Raw genomic sequence first — 11571 nt, forward strand, 5'->3', positions numbered from 1 at the left:
TTTTGTTTCACTATTCTCGCTATGATAAAGCCACTCTTTTCCAACCTGCGAGAAAATTATGCTGATCGATTTACGCAGTGACACAGTCACACAACCTGATGTCGCGATGCGCAATGCCATGGCCAATGCCGAAGTCGGTGATGATGTGTACGGCGATGACCCGACGGTGAATGCTTTAGAGGCTTTGGCCGCCAGGTTATCCGGCAAAGAAGCCGCATTATTTCTGCCGACGGGCACACAAGCGAATCTGGTCGCACTGTTAACTCACTGTCAGCGCGGCGAAGAGTATATCGTCGGCCAAAAAGCGCATAATTATCTGTATGAAGCCGGTGGTGCCGCAGTGCTTGGCAGTATCCAGCCACAACCTATTGATGCAAATGATGACGGTACTTTGCCTCTGGATAAAGTCTTGGCGGCTATCAAGCCCGATGATATTCATTTTGCCCAAACCCGGCTGTTGAGTCTGGAAAATACCCACAGCGGCAAAGTCTTGCCACTGAGTTACTTGCAGCAAGCATGGGCATTGACCCGCGAGAAAAAACTGGCGTTACATATTGATGGTGCTCGTATTTTTAATGCTGCTGTAGCGCTGAATGTCCCCCTGAGTGACATTACCCAATATTGCGATACCCTGACAATTTGTCTATCAAAAGGGTTGGGAACCCCAGTTGGCTCGCTATTATGTGGCAGTGCAGAATACATTAAACGCGCACGCCGTTGGCGTAAAATGACCGGCGGTGGTATGCGCCAGGCGGGAATTTTGGCGGCGGCGGGGCTGTATGCACTAGAGCACAATGTCGCCCGGTTAAAAGATGACCACGATAATGCCCTCTGGCTGGAGCAACAACTGCGCTCATTAGGTGTGCAGATAGTGGCTCCGGGGGCGCAAACGAATGTGCTGTATATTCAGCAATCTGTCGAGGCCGCCGCTAAACTTGGCCCTTGGATGCGCGAGCATGGCGTATTAATCAGTGCTGGGCCAATCACCAGAATGATTACTCACCTTAATATCAGCCGCAGTGACCTGGAAAAAGTGGTGGCGTTATGGCGCGAGTTTTTAACCGAGCAGCGCTCATGACACCGCAACGGATATTGGTACTGGGCGCCAGTGGCTATATTGGCCAACATCTGGTGCCAAAACTACGCCAGCAAGGGCATGCTGTCACTGCCGCCGCACGCCGTATCGAGTGGTTAAAAGAGCAGCCATGGCCGGGGGTCGAGTGCCGTTTTGTCGATCTTTATCAGCCCTCAACCCTTATCGCCGCGCTACAAGATATTGATGTCGTCTATTATCTGGTACATGGCATGGGCGACGGGCAGGATTTGATTGAGCAGGAGCGCCTGGCTGCCACCAATATGAAAACCGCGCTCCAACAGAGCCCGTCGGTCAAGCAGATCATTTACCTGAGCGCATTACAACCCGATGATAACAGTTCCCCTCATCTGATTGCCCGCAAACTAACCGGTGACCTGCTGCGCCAAAGTGGTATTCCGGTGACCGAACTGCGCGCCAGTATCATTGTCGGCCCCGGCTCTGCCGCTTTTGAAGTGATGCGCGATATGGTTTATAACCTGCCGATTCTGACGCCGCCGCGCTGGGTGCGCTCAAAATCATCCCCGGTCGCGCTGGAAAATTTACTGATTTACTTAACAGAATTGCTCAAGCACCCATCAGCAGAAAATCGCATATTTGATGTCGCCGGGCCGGAATATATTAGCTATCAAACCATGTTCGAGCGGTTTATTGCAATCAGTGGTAAACGGCGCTGGCTGATTCCTATTCCGCTCCCAACCCGCTTTATCTCGGTTTATTTCATCAATATGGTGACCTCAGTCCCGACGCCAATTGCCAGTGCTTTGATTGAGGGGCTGAATCACGATTTACCGGCTGATGGCCAAGCTTTACAGGCGCTAATTCCCCAATCACTCATTAGTTTTGATGATGCCGTTAAAGAGACATTGCGCCGCGAGGATGAAGTGGTGGATTCGCCCGACTGGGGCTATGACCCCGAAGCTCGCGCCCGTTGGCGACCGGGTTACGGTTTTTATCCCAAACAGGCGGGTTGCACACTTTATACCTCCGCTTCCAGCGAGGCGCTGTGGCATGTCGTCCAGCAAATTGGCGGCAAAGAAGGTTATTTCTATGGCAATCCGCTATGGAAAACCCGCGCCTGGATGGATGATCTGGCCGGTGGCGGTGTGGTTTATGGCCGCCCGGAAAGAGAAACGCTGGAATTGGGTGACCTGATTGATGGCTGGAAAGTTATCACTCTCAAACCATTACGTCAGTTAGCCATGATGTTCGGCATGAAAGCGCCGGGGCTTGGGCGGCTCACTTTTACTATCAAGGAGTTAGGTGGTCGCCGCAGCTTTGATGTCCGGGCATGGTGGCATCCGGCGGGCTTTAACGGATTACTGTATTGGTTTGTGATGATGCCCGCACACCTGTTTATTTTTCGGGGTATGGCGAAACGTATTGCCACTTTGGCGGTGCAATATGATCGCGAACAGCAATCTATTCATGAACAGAAATTGCCCACACCCGAGCAAAATGCCAAGTCAGAGGCTTAATACCCGTAGGGAAATACACCAAAAGGCCGATAAATAACGGTTATTTGTCGGCCAACTGCAACATTTGTTATATTTAGTCAGCCCTTTCTGATTGCATAGCGCTGCATTTCACGAAAGAATGGCATATTATTTGCTGGACGAATAATTCAAAGTTCTAGCATTCTGATTTTTGGTGGGAACCGAATTCGTTATGAAGATATTGGTCACCGGTGCAACCTGTGGGTTAGGCCGAAATGCCGTTGAATATCTCCGTCGTCAGGGTATCAAAGTCATCGCCACCGGCAATAATCCGGCGATGGGCGCATTATTGACAAAGATAGGCGCTGAATTTATTCATGCCGACCTGACGAATCTGGTTTCCTCGCAGGCAAAAGCCATGCTGGCCGGTGTCGATACACTGTGGCACTGCTCCAGTTTTACTTCGCCCTGGGGCACTGAGCAAACTTTTGAACTGGCCAATGTCCGCGCGACACGCCGTTTAGGTGAATGGGCCGCCGCATATGGTGTGGAGAATTTCATTCATATTTCTTCACCCGCCATTTATTTCGATTATCACCACCATCGAAATATTCAGGAAGACTTCCGCCCAGTCCGTTTTGCCAATGAGTTCGCGCGCAGCAAAGCCGCTGGCGAGGAGGTTATTCAGCAATTAGCGCTGTCTAATCCGCAAACCCATTTTACTATTTTGCGCCCGCAAGGCTTATTCGGCCCGCACGACACTGTGATGCTGCCGCGCCTGCTACAAATGATTAAATATTATGGCACCCTGCTGCTGCCCCGTGGTGGTGATGCTCTGGTGGACATGACCTATCTGGAAAATGCGGTGCATGCCATGTGGCTGGCGACTCAAAGCCAAAATACACCGTCTGGCAGAGCCTATAATATTACCAATCAACAACCTCGCCCACTGCGCACCATCGTGCAACATCTGCTGGAAGAGTTGGATATGCCCTGCCGTATTCGCTCAGTGCCCTACCCAATGATGGATATCATGGCCCGAGCTATGGAGAAATTGGGTAATAAAGCCGAAAAAGAGCCAATATTGACCCATTATGGGGTCGCTAAACTTAATTTTGACCTGACACTGGATACCCAGCGGGCAGAATTAGAATTAGGTTACCGCCCGTTGGTATCATTGGATGAAGGGATTATTCGCACCGCCCGCTGGTTGAAAGAGCACGGTAAATTACGTGGATAATACCCGAATTTAACCCGCAGGGTTTGTCCTTACCCCACATGACTCATGTTATTGCTTATTCCTCCCCCGTGGTTATAACGGGGGCCAACACTTATTCATCGCAAGCTTTCTCTGATAAGGTAAGTGACTAAATAGATAATAAAACTCTGGGCGTTAAAACTATGTCTTCTATCACCAACAGCTTGATACTTATTATTCTTTATTTTATCCCTTTTATTATCGCCAAAACTCGCAAGCATAATAAAACCGGATCTATTTTTTTAGCTAACCTACTGTTTGGCTGGACATTAATCGGCTGGGCCGCCGCTTTAGTTTGGTCAGTATCTGCAGATGTTGCGCCATTAGGTGAAATATCTAACAAAGACCTTAAGAAACATCTGCCGGAAATAAAGTGCCCCTTTTGTGGCTCCATGAATATGGCCAATACCACTATTTGTCATGCATGTGGTAAAGATCAATCCGTCATGGCAGGGAGTGCGCGGCTAAATTCAGCCACTAAAATTGTCAGCTATGCCCGAAAAGATCCATCCGCTGGGATCAGTGGTTTGCAAGGTAAACCCAGCAAAAAATATAAATCTCAGATTAATATTAACAATAACTGACTATTTAACGTATTAATTGCCGCATCAGGCTGTGGGGAAAATAGGTTTATACTAATATAACGTTAATAACTACCATCGCTTTCATAACAGATTCTTTCACTTAAGGTCATCATATGAAAAAGAAAAATATTGCCCTGATTCTTCCTCTTGCCATTTTATTGAGTGCCTGTACCAGCAATGTCAGCCCGGCATTCAAGGATATCAGCAGCCGCACCTCGCCTTGTATTGACGGCGGGCCGGACACAGTAGCGCAAAAATTCTATGACCTGCGGATTCAGCAAATTGGCAATAAAAGTGGCTTGCCCGATGATAATTTGTCTGCTCAATTTCGCCCTTATCTGAGCCAGGCACTTTATGAACAAATTCAAACAGCGAGAAAGCAAGCGGGCCATCGCCCGGCAGCTACAGCGAATGCCACACAAACCATCAATGGTGATATTTTCACCAGTTTGCGTGAAGGCAACACCAGCGCGGATGTTGCCAGCGCTTCAACCATTCCCAATACTGATGCCCGTAATATTCCATTACGCGTCAATTTGACGCACCAATCGGCAAGTGGGCCGTCAGTGATGTGGCAAGACGAAGTGTTGATGATCCGCGAAGGAACCTGTTGGGTTGTCGATGACATCCGCTTTATGGGTGTTTCAGCCCCGGCCAGCAGCTTGCGTCAACTTCTGGGTGATCACTAACCCCTGCAATTTGAACAATGACGACTATGTACCGGTTTTGTTCCAGTAAACCGGTACTCTTTGATTTGCAAACACATTCTCATTTTGGCTATTTTTCAACCTACCCCAGCAGTTGCTCTGTCAGATTTATTCATCGCATGACAAATTCCCTGTGATGGCATTCAAATCCAAATGTTATGCTATTTTTTGCCCCTAATGCTGGTTATTAATAAATTTTAACGCACAAAGATTGCATAAGTATGCCGCGGAAGTTACCATTCACGGCATCATTGGCTATTCAGATTTGGCGCATGAGTATTCAACTTAACGGAATTAACTGTTACTACGGCGCACATCAAGCGCTGTTCGACATTACATTAGACTGTCCTGCGGGCGAAACCTTAGTGTTATTAGGGCCAAGTGGTGCGGGTAAAAGCTCATTGCTGCGCGTACTTAATTTGCTAGAGATGCCGCGTTCAGGGGCTTTGCAAATAGCGGGCAATCACTTCGATTTTTCCCAAGCTCCGGGCGCGAAAGCTATTCGCGAATTACGCCAGAATGTGGGGATGGTCTTCCAGCAATATAATCTTTGGCCGCACCTCACTGTGGTGCAAAACCTGATTGAAGCCCCTTGCCGCGTGCTGGGTCTGTCAAAAGATGAAGCTATGGCGCGGGCGCAAAAATTACTGACCCGCCTGCGTTTGACTGATTTTGTTGACCGCTTCCCGCTACACCTTTCGGGGGGGCAGCAACAACGTGTGGCCATTGCCCGCGCGTTAATGATGGAGCCGCAAGTTTTGCTGTTTGACGAACCAACCGCAGCACTTGATCCAGAAATTACAGCACAAATCGTCAGTATTATCCGTGAACTGGCAGGAACCGGCATCACTCAAGTGATTGTAACCCATGAGGTTGAAGTCGCCCGTAAAACGGCCAGCCGCGTGGTTTACATGGAAAACGGCCACGTAGTCGAGCAAGGCGATGCCAGCCACTTTGCACAACCTACAACTGAAGCTTTTGCCAGCTATCTGTCACATTGATATCTATTTGGGAATTTGCGATGAAAAAATTAATAATTGCTGCCGTCCTCGCCAGTATCAGTTTGTCCGCCTCTGCCGCTGAAACTGTCCGTTTCGCTGCTGAAGCGACTTACCCGCCTTTCGAATTTATTGATGCCAATAATAAAATGCAGGGCTTTGATATCGATCTGGCTAATGCGCTGTGTAAAGAGATGCAAGCCGAATGTACCTTTACCAATCAAGCTTTCGACAGTTTGATTCCAAGTTTAAAATTCAAGCGTTTTGATGCGGTTATCTCTGGGATGGACATTACCCCTGAGCGCCAAAAGCAAGTGGCTTTTACCCAGCCTTATTATGATAACTCTGCGCTGTTTATTGCCGAGAAAGGTAAAGTGGCTGATTTAGCCGCCCTGAAAGGCAAACGTGTGGGGATGCAAAATGGTTCTACTCATCAAAAATACCTGATGGAAAAACATCCTGAAATTACCGCCGTCCCTTATGACAGCTATCAGAATGCCATTCTTGATCTGAAAAATGGCCGTCTGGATGCAGTATTTGGTGACACAGCCGTGGTCAATGAATGGTTGAAGCAGAATAATCAATTGGCTGCGGTGGGTGATAAAGTCACTGACGCTGACTATTTCGGCACAGGTTTAGGTATTGCCGTTCGTCAGAACAACACCGAATTACAGGGTAAGTTAGATGCTGCGCTGGCAAAAGTTAAAGCCGATGGCACCTATCAGACAATTTATAAAAAATGGTTCCAGCAGTAATTTAAGCACCCATGAATGAATTTCAACCTTTAGCAAGCGCCGCCGGCATGACCGTCGGCCTTGCCGTTTGTGCACTGGTCCTCGGTCTGGTTCTGGCGATGCTGTTCGCCGTCTGTGAATCATCACGATGGAAAGTCGTCAGTTACCTGACAACTGGCTGGGTCACCATTTTACGCGGGCTACCAGAGATTCTGGTGGTGCTGTTTATCTATTTTGGCTCCTCTCAGCTGTTGATGATGCTGTCAGACGGTTTTACCTTAAATCTGTATCTGTTTGAGCTGCCGATTAAGCTCAATATTGATGATTTTGAGGTCAGCCCATTCCTGTGTGGTGTTATTGCGCTGGCCCTGCTTTATTCGGCTTATGCATCACAGACGTTACGCGGTGCACTGAAAGCCGTGCCTATCGGGCAGTGGGAGTCAGGCCAAGCATTGGGTTTGAGTCAAACGGCTATTTTCTTCCGCTTGATTATGCCGCAGATGTGGCGTCATGCCCTACCCGGCTTGGGTAACCAATGGTTGGTGTTGCTGAAAGATACCGCGCTAGTATCGCTTATCAGTGTCAATGATTTGATGCTGCAAACCAAAAGCATTGCCACCCGAACTCAAGAACCCTTTACTTGGTATATGATTGCCGCAGCTATTTATCTGGTGGTGACCCTACTTAGCCAGTATGTGCTTAAGTGGATTGAACTCCGAACGACCCGTTTTGAACGGAGCCCATCCTAATGCTGGAATTCTTACCTGAGATCCTGAAAGGTCTCCATACCAGCCTGACATTGACTATTGCCTCCTTGTTGGTCGCATTGGTGCTGTCATTGCTGTTTACCATTGTATTGACGCTGAAAACCCCGATTGTCACGCCACTGGTTAAAATTTATATCACGCTGTTCACTGGCACCCCGCTGTTAGTCCAGATTTTTTTGATCTATTACGGCCCAGGGCAGTTCCCTGCTATTCGTGAATATCCGTGGTTATGGAATCTGCTGTCACAACCATGGCTGTGCGCAATGATTGCCTTGGCATTGAACAGCGCGGCCTATACCACTCAGTTATTCTATGGTGCTGTGCGCGCCATTCCAGCGGGTCAATGGCAATCTTGTGAAGCACTAGGAATGTCTAAGGCCCAGTCATTGCGCATCTTGCTGCCATTTGCTTTTAAACGCGCGCTGTCATCCTATTCCAACGAAGTGGTGTTGGTGTTCAAAAGTACCTCACTGGCTTACACCATTACATTGATGGAAGTAATGGGTTACAGCCAATTGATGTATGGCCGGACCTATGATGTGATGGTATTTGGTGCTGCGGGGATTGTTTATCTGGTGGTAAATGGCTTGCTGACACTGCTGATGCGGTTGGTCGAGCGCAAGGCGCTGGCGTTTGAGCGGCGTAATTAAGGGTTAAATACCCAGTTCGGATTATTGTTTTTGGTTGATGCTAGTTTAGTTATAAGGTTCGGTTGACATGAAACTTGTGCTCACCTGACCTCTGATACCTCAACCGCCAAAGGGGTTACAAGCGCGTAACCCCCTTGGATCCCCTGCGCTTGCGCACGTATCGCTAGCCTGCTTCGCAGGTGCCCTCGACTCATCATTTCGCTGACGGAACGCCGTGATTCGCTCCTGCTCAAGCACGACTCGCTCGGCATCCATGCCTCCCGTCCTACCTTCACTCTTCACTCGGCTGCTCAAATGTGCTTTTAACATCAAGATCAAAACCATGGCTCTGATTTTCTCTTTTGACCTTGAGCGCAATCAGGAATATTACCGACAAAGACGATAGTACGAGTGAGCCGCCATGAACGGCGGCGAAAAGCGCGCTTGAGCAGGAGGGGCAGCTTGCCCTCCTGCTCGGTTGAGGCTGCGGAGGTCAGGGAAGCAATGAAGCTCTATCAACCGAAACTAGATCAGACTTTCTGTCAGCTAAACCCAAACCTCTAGTTTGTCCTTCCTGTAAATAAAATAAAAAAACTAAATTTTTAATCACATTACTTGCATATAAATTCATAAAATGGCAATGTAAACCTCATCATTCATCCGAATAAATCGTGATGAAGAATCATAAGCCATAATAAAATCAATAATTAAGAACATATTCTATTAAAAAAATTCAGACAGGAGTTTAAGCATGAAAAAGTTACTATTGGCGACAATGTTAAGTGGTATGGTGTTCAGTGCAACGGCCGCAGAAACCATCCGTTTCGCTGCCTCAGCAACCTACCCGCCTTTTGAATCCATCGGTGCCAATAATGAAATCGTCGGCTTTGATATGGATTTGGCAAAAGCATTATGTAAGCAGATGGAAGCCAACTGTACATTCACCAATCAAGCCTTTGATAGCCTGATCCCGGCGCTAAAATTTAAACGTTATGATGCTGTTATCTCTGGTATGGATATCACACCGGAACGTAGTAAGCAGGTAGCATTTACCCAGCCCTACTATGCCAACTCGGCCATTGTGATTGCCCCGAAAGGTAAATTCACTGCTTTCGCCGACCTGAAAGGCAAGAAAATCGGGATGGAAAACGGCACCACACACCAGAAATATTTGCAGGATAAACATCCAGAAATTCAAACCGTGGCTTATGACAGCTACCAAAATGCCATTATTGACCTAAAAAATGGCCGTATTGACGGGGTGTTTGGTGACACAGCGGTAGTGAATGAGTGGCTGAAAACCAATCCAAATCTGGCATCAGTGGGCGAACATGTGACTGATCCACAATACTTCGGCACTGGCCTTGGTATTGCGGTGCGCCCGGATAACACCGCGTTGCTGGAGAAATTGAATAAAGCCATTGAAGCAGTGAAAGCTGACGGGACATATAAAACCATCAATGATAAGTGGTTCCCGCAGTAATACCACCCTTTGTACTTGACGTTGCAGGGGTGTTCGCTGCACTCACGAACCCGATGAACTTACCTGTGTAAGTTCATCGGGATTCGTTTGTTGGCTGCCTACCTGCAACGCCAATGACTTTGGGTTTAGCGCTTAATAAGTAAGGATAAAACTTCATAATGTGCGGTATGCGGAAACATATCAAACAACTGCACCCGCTCAATGTGATAGTCCGCTAACAAATTGATATCTTTCGCCATTGTCTCGGCATTACAGCTTGAATAGAGAATAAATTCAGGGGCCATTTGGCTGAGATACTCACACAGTTCGGCACCTATTCCTCGCCTGGGTGGGTTAACCAAGACCAATTGCGGCACTTGAGTTTCGGCGGTGGCAAAACGCGTCGAATCTAGCGCAGCAAAATTGACATTTTTTAACCCCAATTGACTCGCTGACTGACGCGCACAGGCAATAGCTTCGGCGCTGATTTCAATGCCGGTAAGCTGAGTTTCAGGATCCGCACAATGCAAACCAAACCCCCCCACCCCACAGAATAAATCCCACATGCTATTGATATTTAGCTCTCGCACCCATTGGCGCGCAGTGGCATACAGTGATGCTGCAACTTGCGGATTTGTCTGGAAAAAACTTTGTGGGCGGATGAACAACGGTACCTGATTAAAACTCTCGGGCAGTGTCTGTTGCTCAGTTAATGGGATTTCCTGCTCCCCTTCCAAAATCGCCATATGCACCGGCTGAATATTGGCCGAGATAACGGCAAGTTGAGGTAATTGTTGCTGTAACCACGGCAAGGCCGCCTGTAGCTGTGCCAATTTAGTGGATGAGCGCAGCACAAAGCGCAGCATTAACTCGCCGCGATAAGTGCTTTCAGTTAATAACAGGAATTTAAGCTCACCACGCTTGCGCGCAACGTTATAAGGCGTTAGACCCGCACGCGCAATAAAGGATTTCAGCACCGCAAAAACGGGGGCAAAACTGACTGGATAAAGTGGACACTCACATAAATCAACCGGGGTGCCATCGCGATGCAACATTCCTAATAATGGGCGCTCAACACTGCCGCTGACCACCATTTTGGCTTTATTACGAAAAGCACTTTCCTGTCCGAAAGCCGGCGATAGCCATTGAGTGACGGCGTGACCGGATAACAGATTCTCTAAATGATGTTGTTTATCAGCCAGTTGTTGCGGATAAGGTTTATCCAACCACTGACAGGAACGGCAGCTACCCGCCGTATATTGTGCGCAATGCATTAATAATTAACCGTTCTTAGATATTAACGTTCTGAGACATTAAATTGAATGTGCAGCCGAGGCTGTTGATAGGGCGAATTGTAGCACTGTGTGACGTTAAACACTCATTTTGACGAGCGGAAATAGCGATGCCAAGGGAAAAACAACAAACCGAGAATCACCACATCGGGGATTTTTTGTAGCAGCAGGCTATGCAAAATTTCAGCTCCGGTAGCGCCATCAATGCGGAAGACATCGACATCCAGCTCTAACCAGTCCAGTGACGCCATCAGCAAATAGATGCTGGCCACCCATTGGCAAGCCAGATAGCACCAGCGTGCCCAATTTTGCCGCAAACAGACGGCTACGCCACAAACTATTTCCAGCAACAGGATCAAAATGCTGGCAATAAATATCAGGGCAGAATCCCAGTATTGCAGGCTTTCAGCGATAAAACTGCCAGTGCCTCTCCAGCCCAACGTCGCCACCAAGAGGATTACGCCGAGGAAACGGGTCGCAATAATGGCGATTCCGGCGATTAACACCGGGACGGGAGTGGTGGCGGCTGATGAAAACGCTGCGGATGAAAATAACAGTCTCATATTGCCCAGTTTGTCTCCCGATTCGGGTTTTGTAACCTAATGTTATCC

The 11571-nt window shown here is 48.1% G+C and carries 12 protein-coding genes; 10 read left to right on the forward strand and 2 right to left on the reverse strand.

All coding sequences use genetic code 11. The annotated features are described in order from the left end of the window. Positions 1-58 precede the first annotated feature (58 nt). From ltaE to DX162_RS19725, 10 genes are all read left to right on the forward strand, one after another. Entirely contained in the window at positions 59-1078 is a 1020-nt protein-coding gene (gene ltaE, locus DX162_RS19675) for a low-specificity L-threonine aldolase (protein WP_004389601.1), read from the forward strand. Further along, complete coding sequence (locus DX162_RS19680) at positions 1075-2571, forward strand: DUF2867 domain-containing protein (RefSeq protein WP_115155888.1); 1497 nt, start codon at positions 1075-1077, stop codon at positions 2569-2571. The genes ltaE and DX162_RS19680 overlap by 4 nt, the downstream gene beginning before the upstream one ends. A gap of 190 nt (positions 2572-2761) precedes the next feature. After that, positions 2762-3769: an NAD-dependent epimerase/dehydratase family protein gene (locus DX162_RS19685; protein WP_004389599.1), complete on the forward strand. Its 1008-nt coding sequence runs from the start codon at positions 2762-2764 to the stop codon at positions 3767-3769. A 161-nt stretch (positions 3770-3930) separates the two neighbouring features. Beyond that, positions 3931-4371: a superinfection immunity protein gene (locus tag DX162_RS19690; protein WP_004389598.1), complete on the forward strand. Its 441-nt coding sequence runs from the start codon at positions 3931-3933 to the stop codon at positions 4369-4371. Between the two features lie 113 nt (positions 4372-4484). Beyond that, the gene (locus DX162_RS19695) at positions 4485-5060 is read left to right on the forward strand and encodes a lipoprotein (RefSeq protein WP_004389597.1); all 576 of its coding nucleotides are present in this window, start codon (positions 4485-4487) and stop codon (positions 5058-5060) included. Positions 5061-5350: 290 nt separating this feature from the next. Then, a complete protein-coding gene (gene artP, locus DX162_RS19700) occupies positions 5351-6079 on the forward strand; it encodes an arginine ABC transporter ATP-binding protein ArtP (RefSeq protein ID WP_032819469.1) in 729 nt (242 codons plus the stop codon). A 20-nt stretch (positions 6080-6099) separates the two neighbouring features. Next, complete coding sequence (gene artJ, locus DX162_RS19705; protein ID WP_004389595.1) at positions 6100-6831, forward strand: arginine ABC transporter substrate-binding protein; 732 nt, start codon at positions 6100-6102, stop codon at positions 6829-6831. A gap of 11 nt (positions 6832-6842) precedes the next feature. Next, positions 6843-7559 (forward strand): arginine ABC transporter permease ArtQ, encoded by a 717-nt coding sequence (gene artQ, locus DX162_RS19710; protein ID WP_004389594.1) that lies wholly within the window; start codon positions 6843-6845, stop codon positions 7557-7559. After that, positions 7559-8227 carry an arginine ABC transporter permease ArtM gene (artM, locus tag DX162_RS19715; RefSeq protein WP_032819452.1) on the forward strand — a complete coding sequence of 223 codons (669 nt, stop codon included), beginning with the start codon at positions 7559-7561 and terminating at the stop codon, positions 8225-8227. The genes artQ and artM overlap by 1 nt, the downstream gene beginning before the upstream one ends. 730 nt (positions 8228-8957) lie before the next feature. After that, entirely contained in the window at positions 8958-9689 is a 732-nt protein-coding gene (locus tag DX162_RS19725; protein WP_004389593.1) for an arginine ABC transporter substrate-binding protein, read from the forward strand. A 125-nt stretch (positions 9690-9814) separates the two neighbouring features. Here DX162_RS19725 and rlmC read toward each other — a convergent pair whose 3' ends face one another. Beyond that, positions 9815-10942 carry a 23S rRNA (uracil(747)-C(5))-methyltransferase RlmC gene (gene rlmC, locus DX162_RS19730; protein ID WP_004389592.1) on the reverse strand — a complete coding sequence of 376 codons (1128 nt, stop codon included), beginning with the start codon at positions 10940-10942 and terminating at the stop codon, positions 9815-9817. Positions 10943-11046: 104 nt separating this feature from the next. Further along, on the reverse strand, positions 11047-11523 hold the full coding sequence (locus tag DX162_RS19735; protein ID WP_004389591.1) for a YbjO family protein: 477 nt from the start codon (positions 11521-11523) through the stop codon (positions 11047-11049). Positions 11524-11571 lie beyond the last annotated feature (48 nt).

It is taken from the genome of Yersinia kristensenii (assembly GCF_900460525.1).
Classification (GTDB): Bacteria; Pseudomonadota; Gammaproteobacteria; order Enterobacterales; family Enterobacteriaceae; genus Yersinia; species Yersinia kristensenii.

What these genes read in the sequence shown, in the direction of transcription:
- ltaE (WP_004389601.1), top strand. Translation starts at nt 59, where the DNA reads ATGCTGATCGATTTACGCAGTGACACAGTCACACAACCTGATGTCGCG.
- DX162_RS19680 (WP_115155888.1), top strand. Translation starts at nt 1,075, where the DNA reads ATGACACCGCAACGGATATTGGTACTGGGCGCCAGTGGCTATATTGGC.
- DX162_RS19685 (WP_004389599.1), top strand. Translation starts at nt 2,762, where the DNA reads ATGAAGATATTGGTCACCGGTGCAACCTGTGGGTTAGGCCGAAATGCC.
- DX162_RS19690 (WP_004389598.1), top strand. Translation starts at nt 3,931, where the DNA reads ATGTCTTCTATCACCAACAGCTTGATACTTATTATTCTTTATTTTATC.
- DX162_RS19695 (WP_004389597.1), top strand. Translation starts at nt 4,485, where the DNA reads ATGAAAAAGAAAAATATTGCCCTGATTCTTCCTCTTGCCATTTTATTG.
- artP (WP_032819469.1), top strand. Translation starts at nt 5,351, where the DNA reads ATGAGTATTCAACTTAACGGAATTAACTGTTACTACGGCGCACATCAA.
- artJ (WP_004389595.1), top strand. Translation starts at nt 6,100, where the DNA reads ATGAAAAAATTAATAATTGCTGCCGTCCTCGCCAGTATCAGTTTGTCC.
- artQ (WP_004389594.1), top strand. Translation starts at nt 6,843, where the DNA reads ATGAATGAATTTCAACCTTTAGCAAGCGCCGCCGGCATGACCGTCGGC.
- artM (WP_032819452.1), top strand. Translation starts at nt 7,559, where the DNA reads ATGCTGGAATTCTTACCTGAGATCCTGAAAGGTCTCCATACCAGCCTG.
- DX162_RS19725 (WP_004389593.1), top strand. Translation starts at nt 8,958, where the DNA reads ATGAAAAAGTTACTATTGGCGACAATGTTAAGTGGTATGGTGTTCAGT.
- rlmC (WP_004389592.1), bottom strand. Translation starts at nt 10,942, where the DNA reads ATGCATTGCGCACAATATACGGCGGGTAGCTGCCGTTCCTGTCAGTGG.
- DX162_RS19735 (WP_004389591.1), bottom strand. Translation starts at nt 11,523, where the DNA reads ATGAGACTGTTATTTTCATCCGCAGCGTTTTCATCAGCCGCCACCACT.